The following is a 13,977-nucleotide window of genomic DNA, read 5'->3' as shown; positions in this document are numbered from 1 at the left end:
CCCCGTTTCGACGGGGCCTTTTGCTTTGGTGCGTCGCTGCATCGGGTTGCGTGCTTCGTGCTGCTGATGGAATGTCACGCCAGCAGCAAATCGGCCGGAGGTGCGTCATGGGCGCTGGCATCCATCACATCACGCTCATCACCCGCAAGGTGCAGGCCAATGTCGACTTTTATGTCGGCTTCCTCGGGCTCCGGCTGGTCAAGCAGACCGGCGGCTATGAGGACGCAACCCAGCTGCACCTGTTTTATGGCGACGGTGCCGCCAATCCCGGCACGCTGATCACCTTCCTGGTCTGGGAGGACGGCGCTCAGGGACGCATCGGCCACGGCCAGCCGAGCGAGATTTCGCTCGCCATCGACCCCCAGAGCACCGGCTTCTGGCTGACGCGGGCGCTGTCGCACCACGTCGAGATTTCTGGCCCTACAGAAGAGATGGGCGAGCCGACGCTCAGGCTGAAGGACCCTGACGGGGTGATCGTCAAGCTGGTGGGCGTAACAGGTTTTCCCGTCCCTTCAGGCTGGGACGGCTCGACCGTACCTTCGGAACATGCCATCTGCCGTATCCGTGGTGCCACCATCATGACCGAGGTGCCGGAGCTGACCGAGAGCTTTGTCGCCAGGCATTTTGGCTATCGGCAGGACAAGAGCACCGAGTTCATCCGCCGGCTGATTTCGGATTCCGGCGACATCATCGACATCAGGGACGCCAAGGGCTTTTGGTCAAGCGCACCGGGCACCGGCACCATCGACCACATCGCCTTCCGCGCTCGAGATATCGCAGAGGTAGAGCGGGTGCATGGCGAGCTGGGTTCGTCCAATTCCTCGATCACCAACGTGCACGACCGCAAGTATTTCTACTCGCTCTATGTGCGCGAGCCGGGCGGCACGTTGATCGAGCTGGCAACCGACGCGCCTGGAATGGCTGTGGACGAAGCCCCGGAAGAACTCGGCACGCACCTGTTCGTGCCGCCCGACCGCGCCGACAAGATCGACGAGCTGAAAACGATGCTGCCACAGTTTTCCTGGCCCGGCGAAGAGCGCGTCATCTATCGCGAGCTGCCATTCGTCCACCGCTTCTACACGCCCGAAAACCCCGACGGCACGACCATCGTGCTGCTGCACGGCTCGGGCGGCAACGAAACCAGCCTGTTGCCCTTCGCCGCCAAGGCAGCGCCCAACGCCACCTTGCTGGCACTGCGCGGCCGCGCCACCGACGAGGGCACGCCACGCTGGTTCCGCCGCTTCTCGGCAAACAAATTCGACCAGACCGACATTGCCTCGGAGGCCGAGGCGCTGGCCGCCTTCATCGACGGCGCCATCGAGGCCTACCGGCTCGACCCTGCCAAGCTGGTATTCCTCGGCCATTCCAACGGCGCCAACATGCTGGCCGCCACCATGCTGTTGCACCCACATATCATCCGCCGCGCGGCATTGCTGCGCGCGGCGATGGTGCTGGAACGGCCACCGGCGGCCGACCTGTCGGATGCCAAGGTGCTGCTGATCACGGGCGACGTCGATGTGTTCAGCAATTTTGGCCCCGAACTGGCCGGGTTGCTGCGCCAGGCGGGCGCCCAGATCGACGCTCGCACCATCTCCTCCGGGCATGCCTTCGAGGCTGCCGACATCGAGAGCGTCAGGGCGTGGCTGGCCGCTCGCGGGCTCTAGTGGCGAGACCCTGCCAGACTACGCCAGAGGTTTGAGCCTCGCCTCGATCGCAGCCCGCTTGCCCTCGAGGAACGGCGGCAGCGACAGGCGCTCGCCGAGCGTCTCCATCGGCTCATCGACGGCAAAGCCGGGGCCGTCGGTGGCGATTTCGAACAGCACCCCGGCGGGTTCGCGGAAGTAGAGCGAGCGGAAATAATAGCGCTCGACCTCGCCGCTCGATGGCAGGCGGAACTCCTGCAGCCGCGCCGTCCATTGATGGATCTGCTCGACGTCCGGGGTGCGGAAGGCTACGTGGTGGACGCCGCCAGCACCCTGCATGGCCGGGTTGAGCTTTGGCTGGACGGCGACATGCAGCTCGGCAGCCGGCCCGCCCTCGCCCATCTCGTAGACATGTACCTGACCTTCGCCATCTGGCGAGGCGAAATCCCTGACCTTGCGCAGGTTCATCACTCTGGTCAGCACCAACTCGGTGTTTGCGAGGTCGGGCACGCTGATGGTGATCGGTCCGAGGCCCCTGATCTGGTGCTCTGCTGGAATGGTGCTGGCAGACCATTCATTGGCCGGACCCTTGCCGCCATCGTCGACCAGCCGCAGGCGCTGGCCCTCGGGGTCCTCGAAATCGACTGATTTGTGGCCGCCGATCTCCCTGATATCCGATGTCTCGATGCCCTTGGCCGCAAGATGCTCGCGCCACCACGACAGCGACGCCTCGCCCGAAACGCGCAAGCCGGTGCGGCAGATGCTGTGGGTGCCGCGGCGCTCGCGTCCCACCGGCCAGTCGAAGAAGGTCAGGTCCGAGCCGGGGCTGGCCTTTCCGTCGGCGTAGAACAGGTGATAGGCGCTGGTGTCGTCCTGGTTGACCGTCTTCTTGACCAGCCGCATGCCCAGCATCTGCGTGTAGAAGCGCAAATTGCCGGGTGCGTCGGCGGTGATCGCGGTCAGATGGTGAATGCCCGTCAGTTGCAGCGTCATCGGAGCCTCCTGTTACCGGGAAGGCCTAGAGATAGCGCCTTTATGCCGGGGCGGCCACGCTCAATATTGCTCGCGCGGCAAATGCACGACGAGGCCGTCGAGGGCAGCCGACATCTTGAGCTGGCAGGTGAGCCTGCTGCGCTCGGTCGGGTTCATCAGGCATTCGATCATGCCCTGCTCGGAATCGTCAGGCGCTGCCAATTTTCCGGTCCAGGTTTCGTCAACATAGCAATGGCATGTGCCGCAGGCGCAGGAGCCGCCGCATTCGGCGAGGATCTGGTCGATGCCATTGGCGACAGCCACCGACATGACGCTCTGGCCTTCATTGGCCGTGAGTTCGGTTGCCTGGCCGTCGGCGTCGACGAAGATTACGCGATACATGAAATTTCTCCTTGATCAGGCCGGGGTCAGCGTCAGGTGCAGCGCCTTGGGGCCGCGCACGGACAGGCCGGGCTTGTATTGGGGCTCGGCTTCGGCGAGCGAGATCGACTTCAGCCGCTTGATCAGCGTGGTGAAGATCACCTCCATGTCCAGGCGCGCCAGATGGTTGCCGAGGCAGAAATGGGCACCGCCGCCGAAGGCGAGGTGGCGGTTGGGGTTGCGGCCGACATCGAAGCTGCCGGCGTCGTCGCCAAAAGCAGAGGGGTCGCGATTGGCCGCGCCGTAGAGCAGGCCGAACTTGGTGCCGCGCGGAAACGCCCTGCCGCCGACGACGCAGTCGGTGGTCGAGTAGCGGTGGAAGAAGGGCAGCGGTGACTCAAAGCGGAACATTTCCTGGATCGCGGTGTGGATCAGGCCCGGATCCTGGCGCAGCCGCTCCATCTGGTCGGGAAAGCGCAGCAGCGCGTGCATGCCCGAGCCGAGCACGTCGATGGTCGAACCGTGGCCGGCCATCAGGATCAGCATGCAGGTCGAGACCAGCTCGTCCTCGTTGAGGTGACCCGCGTCCTGAGCCGCGATCAGGCGGGTGATCAGGTCTTCCTGCGGCGCCGCGCGGCGCTCGGCCATCAGCTTCTGGAGGTAGTGGTAGAACTCGGTGGTCGCCTGCTCGGCCAGCGCCTTGCGCTCGTCGGTGCGGTTGATGTCGAAGAACTGCACGACCTTTTCCGACCAACCGCGCAGCTGCGGACAATCCTCATCAGGCACGCCGAGCACGCGGCCAATGATGTGGCCCGGCACCTGGGAGGCGAGATCCTCGACGAAATCGATCTCGCCCTTGTCGATCAGGCTATCGACCAGCTTGTCCACGAAGCTCTGGATCATGCCGCGCTGGCGGGCAATGAAGGCGGGCGTGAACTCGCGGAACACCTGTTTGCGCAGCCGATCGTGTACCTCACCATCGCTGTCGAGCATGGAAAACTGCACGAAGCGCTCATGATGCGGCATGTCGAGCCAGTTCTGCAGCCGCTTCTGCTCATGCACCTCCTCGGCCGACATGAAGAACTCGGGCGAACGCACCATCGAGTTGTCGCGGGCGATGCCGGCAACGTCGTCGAAGTGGGAGACCAGCCACATGTCGAAGTCGGGGAAAAACTGAGGCTCGCCCATGTCGCGCAGCGCCGCATAGGCAGGATAGGGATTCTGGGCGAAGGCGCTGGACAGCGGCTCGAATGCCGCGCCTGATACGCTTGCCTTTGGGGTAGCGGTCGCCATCTGGTCGCTCCAACTTACATGGATAGCCGCCGCAATGCGGCAGCCTGCCTTAGGCTAGCGGCAACGGTGCCGATATGAATGCACCGAAGTCGCGCCTTGATGGATAAAACTCGCATCGTCGTGGGCATGCCGCTACAACGCCAGCAACGGACGAGCTGACCGGCCTGCGCAAAAATGACCGAAGACCATCGTGACGAGATCCTGTTTCACACGCCAGGCCGGCATGCGGAGGCCTATCCTTACAAGATCCTCGTTGCCGGGCGCACGCGCTTCACCGCCGAGGACGGGCTGGTGACGCGCCGCTTCCACCACCACACGCTGATTCTTTCCCTGTCCGGCCGCGGCCTGATCGAGGTTGCCGGACAGCGCTTTGCCGCCCAGGCCGGCAGCGTCGTCTGGCTCGACACGGCGATGCAATATGCCCATGGCTGCAACGCTGACGCCGACCATTGGAACTACCTCTGGATGAGCATCGATGGCCATGGCCTCGACGCGGTGTTCGCCTTCCTGCGTGTCGGACAACAGCCGGTCTTCGCAAGCTCCAGCCCAGCCGAGCCGCTGTTCGAGCAGGCGCTTTCCAAGCTTGCCCATCGCAGCCAAACCACCGACGCGCTGTCGAGCGCCATAGTCAGCCAGTTGGTGGCACTTCTGGTTGCCGAGCGCGGCGAGCAGGAGGAAGACAGCGGCGAGCGCCTCCAGCGGCTGATGCGGGCGCTCCGGGCCGACATCGCCCGCAACTGGCAGATCGAAGACATGGCCGACATCTCCAGTCTCAGCGCCTCGCAGTTGCACAGGCAGTTCCGCCAGAAGACGGGCACCACACCAATGGACTGGATTCGCCACGAGCGCATGAACCTCGCCAAGCGGCTTTTGACCTCCACAGACGCCAAGATATCAGCAGTGGCCTTGAGTTCCGGCTATGCCGATCCCTACCATTTCAGCCGAGACTTCCGGCGCATATCAGGCCAGTCGCCAAGCGAGTTTCGGCGCGCGAGAGGTCAATAGCGCGCGAGGGTGCTGTCGCCATATCTGGACCATGACCTGCCCGTCGACAGGCCCCGCCAATTCGGGCAGGTTGAGGCAAACCTGCCCGCCACTCCGAGTACGAGCCAACCGACATGACATCGAAGCCAGCCGTTTACGAATTCAACGCGGCGATCGTGCGCGAGCCGGCACGCTCGGTGGTCAACGGCCTGCGCGCCGACGACCGCGGCAATCCGACATATGAGGGCGTGAGAGCTGAGCATGCGGCCTATATCGCGGCGATGCGGGCGGCTGGCGTCGAGGTGACTGTGCTGCCGGCGCTGGAAGCGTTTCCAGATTCGATCTTCGTCGAAGACCCGGCGCTCGTTTTCCCGGAGGGTGCTGTCCTGCTCCGGCCCGGCGCCGAGACGCGGGTCAAGGAAACCGCAGAGATCACGCCGACGCTGAAGGCGATGTTCGACACTGTGCTCGACCTGCCCTCACCGGGCTACGCCGACGGCGGCGACGTGCTGACGACGCCCAAAGGCGTGATGATCGGCCTGTCGGCCCGCACCGACCGCGCCGGCGCAGAAGGGCTGATCTCGAGGCTCGAGCGTCTTGGACGCAAGGGCGAGATCGTGCAGACGCCCGAAGGCGTGCTGCATTTCAAGACCGATTGCTCGCTGCTCGACGACGAGACGATGCTGACCACCGAAAGGCTGGGCCGCTCGGGCGTATTCAATGGTTTCCGGCAGGTGACCATCCCGGCAGGCGAAGAACCGGCAGCGAATGCGCTGCGCGTCAACGGCGTGGTGATGGTCGGCTCGGACTATCCGCGCACCATCGAGATGCTCGACCGGCTCGGCTACACCGTCATGCCGCTGAAGACGACCGAGATCGGCAAGATCGACGCCGGCCTGTCCTGTATGTCGCTGCGCTGGCATCGCGGCGCGGCCTGAGAGCGCTGGCGACGCCAATGGGCTGACACGGCGCGTTCACTTGCCCGTGAGGCGCAGCATGCCGGCGCAACAATTGCCGGCCACGTTGCGTATTCTCTGCTGTACCCACCGAAGCCAGGGGTTCGCCAGCGTGCCGATCCGACCCGGCATCGGCTGAAGATCAGGGAGTGTCCAATGCTCAAGCTGCTTTCAACCGCATGGAGTAACAACGCCAGCCGCATTGTCCTGCTGGGTATGGCGGGAGGCCTCGCGCTCCTGCTTGCCCCCGCCAAGGCGGAGGAGGGCATCGCCATTCCGGCGCCTGCCTTGGACGAGCCGGCAAATGGCAGTTCGGAAACGGCAGTACTGGCCGGCGGCTGCTTCTGGGGGGTGCAGGGCGTGTTCCAGCACGTGACTGGCGTCCGCAATGCGGTTTCAGGCTATGCCGGCGGCGACAAGCAGACGGCGCAATATGAGACTGTCGGCACCGGATCGACCGGTCATGCCGAATCGGTCAAGATCACCTTCGACCCGCGCAAGATCAGCTACGGGCAGATCCTGCAGATCTATTTCTCGGTTGCGCACGATCCGACCCAGCTCAACCGCCAGGGACCTGACAGCGGCACGCAGTACCGCTCGGCGATTTTCCCCGTGACTGCCGAGCAGGCGATGGTCGCGAAAGCCTATATTGCCCAGTTGGATGGGGCCAAGACCTTCGACCGGGCCATTGCCACGAAGGTGGAGCCGGGACATGCATTCTATCCCGCGGAGGGATACCATCAGGACTTCCTCGCCCTGAACCCGACCTATCCTTACATCGTCTACAACGACCTGCCGAAGATCGAGAATCTCAAGCGGCTTTTCCCCGGCAGCTACCGCAGTGACCCGGTCCTGGTTTCGGAAGCCAAGGCTTCGAATTGACGAAACGGGCGGCGGCTGGCGCCAAGTAAGCGCCGCCGCCCTCCTTCAACGTTCGACGCTGCGTTCAATCCCTCAGAAGATCGAACATGAGCTTGAAGAAACGGTCGGCATCGACTTCGTAGGCAATGCGGGCGTTGTCCTTCTCGCCACGTTCGCCCCAATAGTCGGCAACCGTCGCGCCGAAGGTATGGGTGCCCGTCAGGTCCACGGCAATATGTGCCGGCCGGGTCTTGACCAGCGTCGGATCAATCGCCAGCGCAAGGGCCAGCGGATCGTGCATGGCGCCGCCGACGCCCATCGAGTTGCGGTGCAGCTTCTCGTAGAACAGTAGCCAGTCGTTGACCAGCTTGCCCAGCGGCGTGTCGATGGTGGCGAGCTCGGCATACTGCTCTTCCTCGACCAGCACCTGCATGGTGACGTCAAGGCCGACCATTAGGATGGGTACGCCGGAATCGAGCACGATCTTCAGTGCCTCCGGGTCGCAGAAGGCGTTGAATTCGGTCGGCGTGATGATCTCGCTCTTGCGGTAGAACACGCCGCCCATCCAGATCAGCTCCTTGATCTTGGGCAGCACCTCGGGGTGCTTGAGAATCAGGAGGCCGATGTTGCAGAGCGGGCCGGTGGCGACGACGAGCAGCGGCTCGGGCGATGCCAGCAGCTTCTCGGCAAGGAAGTCGACCGCATGCTGGTCGACAGGCTTGATGGTCGCCTGCGGCAGATAAGGGGAGCCTTCGAGGCCGCTCGGGCCGTCAGCGGTGCCGAGCACCAGCGGCCGTGCCAGCGGGCGATGGCAGCCGGCCGCGACCGGCACGTCGCCGGCGCCTATGTATTCGAGGATGCGCAGGGCGTTGGTGGTGGTCTTCTCCAGCTCGGCATTGCCGCAGGTGGTGGTGACGCCGAGCAGATCGATGGCAGGCGAACGATGCGCCATGACGAGTGCGATGGCGTCGTCGTGGCCGGGATCGCAGTCGAAGAGAATGGGTGTAGCTGTCATGATGTCACTCTTCACTCCGCCGCCAGGTCGAAGCGCGCGATGGTTTCTTTGAACATGTCGAGGAAGCGGCGACCGTCGAGGTCGATGCCGATGCGCGTGGTCTTGGGGCCGCCGCCGGGCAGGATCTGGAAGCCGCGGTAAGCGACCGTCTGGCCGCGCGAGACGGTGCCATCGATCAGCACGTCGACGAACAGCGGCTCGGTCAGCGTCGCGAGTTCGGGGTCGAAGGCCAGCGCGACAGTGATGACGTCGTCGAGCGGGAAACCGACGAGACCGAAGAATTCGCGCCAGATGTCGATGTAGATCGGGAACACGTCGGCGATCATGTCGAGAACCGGATTGTTCTCGGCCCTTGCCTGCATGTCGGCAATGTCGTCACGCGTCAGCATGGAGGTGGCGACGCGGTTGTCCTCGCAGATGTCGAGCGGCACCAGGATCTTGTCGACCTCGGCGTTGAGCACGATGCGCGACGCCTCGGGATCGGCCCAGACGTTGTATTCGGTCACAGGCGTGATGTTGCCCGGAGTGGTGAAGGTACCGCCGAGCACGATCAGGCGCTTCAGCGCACCGGCGATCTTCGGCTCCTGCAGCAGCGCCATCGCCGCATTGGTCAGCGGGCCGGTGGTGACGAGCGTGATCTCGCCCGGACTGGCCATCACGGTCTTGATGATGAAATCGACGGCGTGGCCGGGGTTCGCCTGGCGCCTTGGCGTCGGAGCCGGCGGGTTGAATTTCTTCAGGCGGTCGCCGAAGCGGGCGGTGAGCGTCTTTTCGAAGTGAACAGGCGCTTCCATCGCCGCCTTGGAATGGCCGACGATCGGCCGCCAAGCGCCGGCATAGACAGGAATGTCGTCGCGATTGGCAAGCGACAGCGTGTTGAGCACGACATTGGTGACCTGCTCGATGGGACCGGCAGCACCGGTGCAGGTGGTCACTGCCTCCAGCTTCACGTTCGGATTGGCCGCGGCAAACAGCACGGCGAGAATGTCGTCGCCAGCCGAATCCACGTCGAGGATAATGCGTTCCATGGTCTTGATGCGATCCTTCAGCGTCAGTTGGTGCCGGTCCCAGCCGGCTTGTTCTCGACGGAGAGCAGCTTCTTCATGCTCTCCAGTGTTTCGCGGATGATCTTCGGCCGGCTGCGGTAGGACAACGCAAACAGCGCCACCAGCGCCACCAGATAGGGCACCGCCAGGATCAGGTAGGAGGGGAAACCGAAGGTCTGGAGGCGCAGCGAGAAGGCGTCGGCAAAACCGAACAGCAGGCAACCCGCCAGCACCTTGAGCGGATCGCCGGCCGAGAAGATCAGGATGGCAACGGCCATGAAGCCGCGTCCCGACGACATGTTCTCGGTGAACATGGTGATGTAGCCGAGCGACAGATGCGCACCGGCAAGGCCGGCCAGCAGGCCGCACAGCAGCGAGGCGGTGTAGCGCACCCGGGTGATGGAGATGCCCAACGCTTCGGCTGCCTCGGGCTTTTCGCCGACGACGCGGATATAGAGGCCGAGACGGGTGCGCTTATAGAGCACCACCAGCAGCGGCACCGCGATGAAGGCGAGATAGACCATCGGCGTGAAGCCGTTGATCAGCGGTGCCCAGGAGCCGAGCAGGTCGCGGGCGCCGGGGATCTGTACCTTGGGCAGCCCGACGATACCCTGACCGACGATCGAGCCGCGCGTGCCGAAGATCGCCTTCATCAGCGAAATGGTCATGCCCCCGGCGAGGATGTTAAGCGCCAGTCCGACGACCACCTCATTGGCGCGGAAGCTGACTACCAGCACAGCAAATGCGAGGGCAAAGACGAGCGCCGCCGCCACGCCGCAGGCGACGCCGACCAGCGCCGAGCCCGACCAGATCGAGCCGAGCACGGCAAAGAAAGCGCCGACCAGCATCTGGCCCTCGAGTCCGATGTTGAAGATGCCGGCCTTTGTGGTGAACGATCCACCGAGCGCGACGAGCAGGATGGGTGCCGTCATCCGCAGCGTCGCGACCAACAGCGCGACGTTGAACAGGCTGCCTAGAACTTCCATCGACGCTCTCCTGCGGTGCTGTCGCCGCGGCGCTTCATCAAGACCTGCGCCGAGACACTGAGGATAATCAGGGCCTGGATGACGGTGATGATTTCACGCGATGCGTTGGTGTCGGTCTCAAGCAGCAGCGAACCGCTGCGCAAGGCGCCGAAGAACAGCGCGGTCACGATGGTGCCGATGGGTGAGCCGTTGGCGAGCAGCGCCGCAATGAGGCCATCGAAGCCGAAGCCTGGCGCGAAACCCTCCATGAAGCGGTGGTGGACGCCGAGCGTCTCAATGCCGCCGGCAAGGCCGCCGACAGCGCCCGAGGCCAGCAGCACGAGGAAGCCCTGGCGCTTGACGTCGATGCCGCCATATTCGGCGAATTTCGGCGCCGAGCCGACCATCGAGATCGAGTAACCCTTGGCGGTGTAGCGGAAGAACCAGGCGACGAAGAGCGCCAGCGCCAGGCCGATGACAAGGCCCCAGTTGAGGCGCGAGAAGGAAAACAGCTCGGGCAGGTAGGCCGTGGGCAGGATCGGCGGGGTCTCCGACCAGCCGCCGGGACGTTTGAACAGGAAGATGGTGAAATAGGAGGTCAGCAGCACAGCGACGTAGTTCGACAGGATGGTCGAGACCACCTCGTTGGTGTTATAGCGGGCGCGAAAATAGGCCGGGATCGCGACCCAGGCGGCACCTGCGAGCACAGCCACGGCCATGCCGACCACGACATGCAGGCCGGCCGGCAGCGGCAGGGCGAAGCCGACCCAGGCAGCGGCGAAACCGCCGAGGAAAAGCTGGCCCTCGATGCCGACATTGAACATGCCGCCGCGCAGGCCGATGCAGGCGGCAATGCCGCAGATCAGGATCGGCGTCGTCTGCAACAGCGTGCCGGCGATCTTGGACTGGTCGCCGAACGCACCCTTGAGCAACGTCATGAGCACCTTGACCGGGCTTTCGTCGATCAGCACGATGATCACCGCGCCGAGCGCAAGCGCAATCGCCACGGCAATGATCTGGCCATAGAATGCGCGCAGTCTGTCGCTCATGCCGCCACCTCGCCGGTCGCGGCGTCAACTTCCAGGCCTGCCATCATCATGCCGATCCTTTCGCTGTCGGCGCTGTCGCCGTCGACCTCGCCCATGATGCGACCGTTGAACATCACCAGGATGCGGTCGGCCAGAGTGAGCAGTTCGTCGAGCTGCACCGAAATGACGAGCACGGCGCGGCCGGCGGCACGCTGGCGCATGATCTCGTCGTGAATGGATTCCTGCGCGCCGATGTCGACGCCGCGCGTCGGCTGGTCGATGAGCAGGAAGTCCGCCTCATTGGTGAATTCGCGCGCCAGCACCACCTTCTGGATGTTGCCGCCCGACAGCCGCTTGACCGTGTCCTCGGGACCGCGGGCACGGATGTCGAAGCGCTTGATCATCTCGACCGCCCGGCTGGCGGCGGCGCGCCAGTCGAGCACGCCGTTGCGGCTCCACGGCGCCTTGGACTGGCGGCCCATCAGAAGATTGGACGAAATCGAGGCGCTGCCGTCGACGCCGCGCACCAACCGGTCGCCGGGCACATGAGCGAAGCCCGCATCGCGGATTTCGGCCGGCGACAAATCGGTGAGCTCGCTGCCTTTGAGCCTGGCCGAGCCATGGCTTGCCGGGCGCAGGCCGGACAGCACTTCCGCCAGCTCGGTCTGGCCGTTGCCGGCGACACCGGCGATGCCGACAATCTCGCCGGCGCGAACCGTGAAGCTCGCATCGCGCAGCGCCGGCAGGCGGCGGTCATCGCGAGCCCAGAGGTTGTTGACGTCGAGAACGATCTCGCCTGAAACCTTCTCGCGCGGACGGCGATCGAAGCTGACGTCGCGGCCCACCATCATGCGGACCATGTCGCCCTTGGTCAGCTCTGTCGTCGGGCGGGTTGCGACATGCTTGCCATGGCGCAGCACGGTCACCGTGTCAGACACTTCCATCACCTCCTCGAGGTGATGCGAGATGAAGATGACCGTCATGCCGCCGGCGACGAAGCCGCGCAGCGTCTGGAACAGCTCGCGGCTCTCCTGCGGGGTCAGCACCGCTGTCGGCTCGTCGAGGATAATGGTGCGGGCACCCCGCGCCAGCACCTTCAGGATTTCGATGCGCTGCTCGATGCCGACCGACAGCAGCGACACGCGCTCTTCCGGGTCGACCTTGAGGCCGAAGCGCTCGGACAGCTCGCGCGTCTTCTCGATCTGGGCGGTGTGGTCGATCAGGCCGTTGCGGCGGATTTCCATGCCAAGGAACACGTTCTCGGCGACCGATAGAGACGGCACCAGCTTGAAGTGCTGGTGCACCATGCCGAGCCCGGCATCGATCGCGGTGGCCGGGTCGGCAACGACCGTTTCCTTGCCGTTGAGAACGATCTTGCCTTCGTCGGGCTGCAACAGGCCGAAGAGGATGTTCATCAGCGTCGTCTTGCCGGCGCCGTTCTCGCCGATGATGGCGTGGATCTCGCCGCGCCTGACGGAAAGATTGACGTCTTCATTGGCGACGAAGGCGCCGAAACGCTTGGTGATGCCGATCAATTCGACGGCAGTTTCGGCAGTTGCTGCCTTATCTTCCGTCCTGGCTGGCGACGTGTCCGACACGATTGCCTCGCAGCTTGAGTCCGATCCGCCCCGCACTGGCGGGAGCCGACCCATCTCTACCTGATTTTTGGGAAAAGATTAGCTCCGGAAGCCGGGGGGCCGGCTTCCGGAATCAAGGCTGCGCCTTACTTGTGGCGCTCGACCTTGATCGAGCCGTCGGTGATGCCCTTCTTGATCTCGTCAAGCTTGGCGGTCACCTCGTCCGGGATGGCGATGTCGTCGCAGACCTTCACCTCGACGCCGCCAGAGGCGAGGTCGAAGGTGTGGGTGCTGCCTGCCTCGACCTTCTTGCCTTCGACTTCGCTCTTGATCAGGCTGTAGACGGCGACGTCGCCGCGCTTCAGCATCGAGGCGAGCACGTTGCCAGGGGCAGAGCTGCACATGTCGATGTCGACGCCGATCGAGTACTTGTCGGCGGCGGCGCTCGCCTGCATCACGCCTTCGCCCGTCGGGCCGGCGACGTTGTAGACGATATCTGTGCCCTGGCCATAGAGCGCCAACGCCAGCTCGCTGCCCTTCGCCGGATCGTCGAAGGTACCGGCGAAGACCGAGTTCACCTTGACTTCAGGCGCGGCATATTTCGAGCCCTGCTCGTAGCCGCCGAGGAAGTTGCGGATGACGGGGATGTCGCGGCCGCCGACGAAGCCGATGGCCTTGCCGTCGCCGATCTTGTCGAAGGCGCTGCCCTGGTTCTCGACCATGCCGGCGAGCGCGCCGGCAACGAAGGAACCCTGCTCCTCAGCGAAGTTGGCGTAGACGATCTTCTTCGAATCGAGCACGCCATCGATGAAGACGAAGCGCTGGTTCGGATAGGCTTCGCTGGCCTTGGTCAGCGCATCGACCAGTTCCCAGCCCATGACGAAGATCAGGTCGTACTGGCCGCCCTTGGCGAGGTTGGCGAACTGCTCTTCATAATCGAGCGCGCGGTTGCCGGTGTCGACGAGCTTGAGATCGATGCCGAACTCGTCCTTGGCCTTGTTGAGGCCGTTGACGATCGAAATGCCGAAGCCCTGCGCGAAGTAGCCGGAGATCGCCGCCACGGACACCTTGTCCTGGGCTGCGGCCGAGCCGAGCGAAGCAGCAAGGGCCGCGCCGGCGATAATGCATTTACGGAATACGCTCTTCATCTCAACTCCCCGATGTGAAGCATCACCAGCAAAGGGCCTCTCTCCTCGACGCCCAAAACTTGTTGGTGGTCATATGACTTTATGGGCGGTCCAACGAACTGTCAATCG

The 13,977-nt window shown here is 64.2% G+C and carries 13 protein-coding genes; 4 read left to right on the top strand and 9 right to left on the bottom strand.

What is annotated here, in order from left to right; translation table 11 throughout:
- Nucleotides 1-107: 107 nt before the first annotated feature.
- Nucleotides 108-1,664 (top strand): VOC family protein, encoded by a 1,557-nt coding sequence (locus B015_RS0125895; RefSeq protein ID WP_018430674.1) that lies wholly within the window; start codon nt 108-110, stop codon nt 1,662-1,664.
- An 18-nt stretch (nt 1,665-1,682) separates the two neighbouring features.
- Here B015_RS0125895 and B015_RS0125890 read toward each other — a convergent pair whose 3' ends face one another.
- The 3 genes from B015_RS0125890 to B015_RS0125880 are packed head-to-tail and all read right to left on the bottom strand — an operon-like array spanning nt 1,683 to nt 4,289.
- Entirely contained in the window at nt 1,683-2,636 is a 954-nt protein-coding gene (locus tag B015_RS0125890; protein WP_018430673.1) for a ring-cleaving dioxygenase, read from the bottom strand.
- Between the two features lie 60 nt (nt 2,637-2,696).
- Nucleotides 2,697-3,017 (bottom strand): 2Fe-2S iron-sulfur cluster-binding protein, encoded by a 321-nt coding sequence (locus tag B015_RS0125885; RefSeq protein WP_018430672.1) that lies wholly within the window; start codon nt 3,015-3,017, stop codon nt 2,697-2,699.
- A gap of 15 nt (nt 3,018-3,032) precedes the next feature.
- The gene (locus B015_RS0125880) at nt 3,033-4,289 is read right to left on the bottom strand and encodes a cytochrome P450 (protein WP_018430671.1); all 1,257 of its coding nucleotides are present in this window, start codon (nt 4,287-4,289) and stop codon (nt 3,033-3,035) included.
- A gap of 174 nt (nt 4,290-4,463) precedes the next feature.
- On the opposite strand from B015_RS0125880, the gene B015_RS0125875 reads away from it, so the two are divergent.
- The 3 genes from B015_RS0125875 (at nt 4,464) to msrA (ending at nt 7,111) form a co-directional block, all read left to right on the top strand.
- The gene (locus B015_RS0125875; protein WP_018430670.1) at nt 4,464-5,294 is read left to right on the top strand and encodes an AraC family transcriptional regulator; all 831 of its coding nucleotides are present in this window, start codon (nt 4,464-4,466) and stop codon (nt 5,292-5,294) included.
- A 113-nt stretch (nt 5,295-5,407) separates the two neighbouring features.
- On the top strand, nt 5,408-6,211 hold the full coding sequence (locus B015_RS0125870) for an arginine deiminase family protein (protein WP_018430669.1): 804 nt from the start codon (nt 5,408-5,410) through the stop codon (nt 6,209-6,211).
- Between the two features lie 234 nt (nt 6,212-6,445).
- Nucleotides 6,446-7,111 carry a peptide-methionine (S)-S-oxide reductase MsrA gene (msrA, locus tag B015_RS0125865; protein ID WP_245262364.1) on the top strand — a complete coding sequence of 222 codons (666 nt, stop codon included), beginning with the start codon at nt 6,446-6,448 and terminating at the stop codon, nt 7,109-7,111.
- A gap of 64 nt (nt 7,112-7,175) precedes the next feature.
- Here msrA and B015_RS0125860 read toward each other — a convergent pair whose 3' ends face one another.
- The 6 genes from B015_RS0125860 to B015_RS0125835 all read right to left on the bottom strand — a co-directional run bounded on the left by B015_RS0125860 (nt 7,176) and on the right by B015_RS0125835 (nt 13,869).
- Complete coding sequence (locus tag B015_RS0125860) at nt 7,176-8,105, bottom strand: nucleoside hydrolase (RefSeq protein WP_245262277.1); 930 nt, start codon at nt 8,103-8,105, stop codon at nt 7,176-7,178.
- An 11-nt stretch (nt 8,106-8,116) separates the two neighbouring features.
- Nucleotides 8,117-9,133: a nucleoside hydrolase gene (locus B015_RS0125855; protein ID WP_018430666.1), complete on the bottom strand. Its 1,017-nt coding sequence runs from the start codon at nt 9,131-9,133 to the stop codon at nt 8,117-8,119.
- A 23-nt stretch (nt 9,134-9,156) separates the two neighbouring features.
- Nucleotides 9,157-10,137: an ABC transporter permease gene (locus B015_RS0125850; RefSeq protein WP_018430665.1), complete on the bottom strand. Its 981-nt coding sequence runs from the start codon at nt 10,135-10,137 to the stop codon at nt 9,157-9,159.
- Nucleotides 10,125-11,165 (bottom strand): ABC transporter permease, encoded by a 1,041-nt coding sequence (locus B015_RS0125845; protein WP_018430664.1) that lies wholly within the window; start codon nt 11,163-11,165, stop codon nt 10,125-10,127. Before B015_RS0125845 ends, B015_RS0125850 begins: the two co-directional genes overlap by 13 nt.
- Nucleotides 11,162-12,742: an ABC transporter ATP-binding protein gene (locus tag B015_RS0125840; protein ID WP_018430663.1), complete on the bottom strand. Its 1,581-nt coding sequence runs from the start codon at nt 12,740-12,742 to the stop codon at nt 11,162-11,164. Before B015_RS0125840 ends, B015_RS0125845 begins: the two co-directional genes overlap by 4 nt.
- Before the next feature lie 125 nt (nt 12,743-12,867).
- Complete coding sequence (locus B015_RS0125835; protein ID WP_018430662.1) at nt 12,868-13,869, bottom strand: BMP family ABC transporter substrate-binding protein; 1,002 nt, start codon at nt 13,867-13,869, stop codon at nt 12,868-12,870.
- Between the last annotated feature and the right edge of the window lie 108 nt (nt 13,870-13,977).

The organism is Hoeflea sp. 108, from assembly GCF_000372965.1.
GTDB lineage: Bacteria > Pseudomonadota > Alphaproteobacteria > Rhizobiales > Rhizobiaceae > Aminobacter.
Note: the sequence above shows the minus strand (reverse complement) of the source record. Positions and strands in the feature narration are given on the sequence as shown.

Excerpts from the sequence above, each read along its gene's own strand:
- B015_RS0125895 (WP_018430674.1), top strand. The coding sequence starts at position 108 with ATGGGCGCTGGCATCCATCACATCACGCTCATCACCCGCAAGGTGCAG.
- B015_RS0125890 (WP_018430673.1), bottom strand. The coding sequence starts at position 2,636 with ATGACGCTGCAACTGACGGGCATTCACCATCTGACCGCGATCACCGCC.
- B015_RS0125885 (WP_018430672.1), bottom strand. The coding sequence starts at position 3,017 with ATGTATCGCGTAATCTTCGTCGACGCCGACGGCCAGGCAACCGAACTC.
- B015_RS0125880 (WP_018430671.1), bottom strand. The coding sequence starts at position 4,289 with ATGGCGACCGCTACCCCAAAGGCAAGCGTATCAGGCGCGGCATTCGAG.
- B015_RS0125875 (WP_018430670.1), top strand. The coding sequence starts at position 4,464 with ATGACCGAAGACCATCGTGACGAGATCCTGTTTCACACGCCAGGCCGG.
- B015_RS0125870 (WP_018430669.1), top strand. The coding sequence starts at position 5,408 with ATGACATCGAAGCCAGCCGTTTACGAATTCAACGCGGCGATCGTGCGC.
- msrA (WP_245262364.1), top strand. The coding sequence starts at position 6,446 with ATGGCGGGAGGCCTCGCGCTCCTGCTTGCCCCCGCCAAGGCGGAGGAG.
- B015_RS0125860 (WP_245262277.1), bottom strand. The coding sequence starts at position 8,105 with ATGACAGCTACACCCATTCTCTTCGACTGCGATCCCGGCCACGACGAC.
- B015_RS0125855 (WP_018430666.1), bottom strand. The coding sequence starts at position 9,133 with ATGGAACGCATTATCCTCGACGTGGATTCGGCTGGCGACGACATTCTC.
- B015_RS0125850 (WP_018430665.1), bottom strand. The coding sequence starts at position 10,137 with ATGGAAGTTCTAGGCAGCCTGTTCAACGTCGCGCTGTTGGTCGCGACG.
- B015_RS0125845 (WP_018430664.1), bottom strand. The coding sequence starts at position 11,165 with ATGAGCGACAGACTGCGCGCATTCTATGGCCAGATCATTGCCGTGGCG.
- B015_RS0125835 (WP_018430662.1), bottom strand. The coding sequence starts at position 13,869 with ATGAAGAGCGTATTCCGTAAATGCATTATCGCCGGCGCGGCCCTTGCT.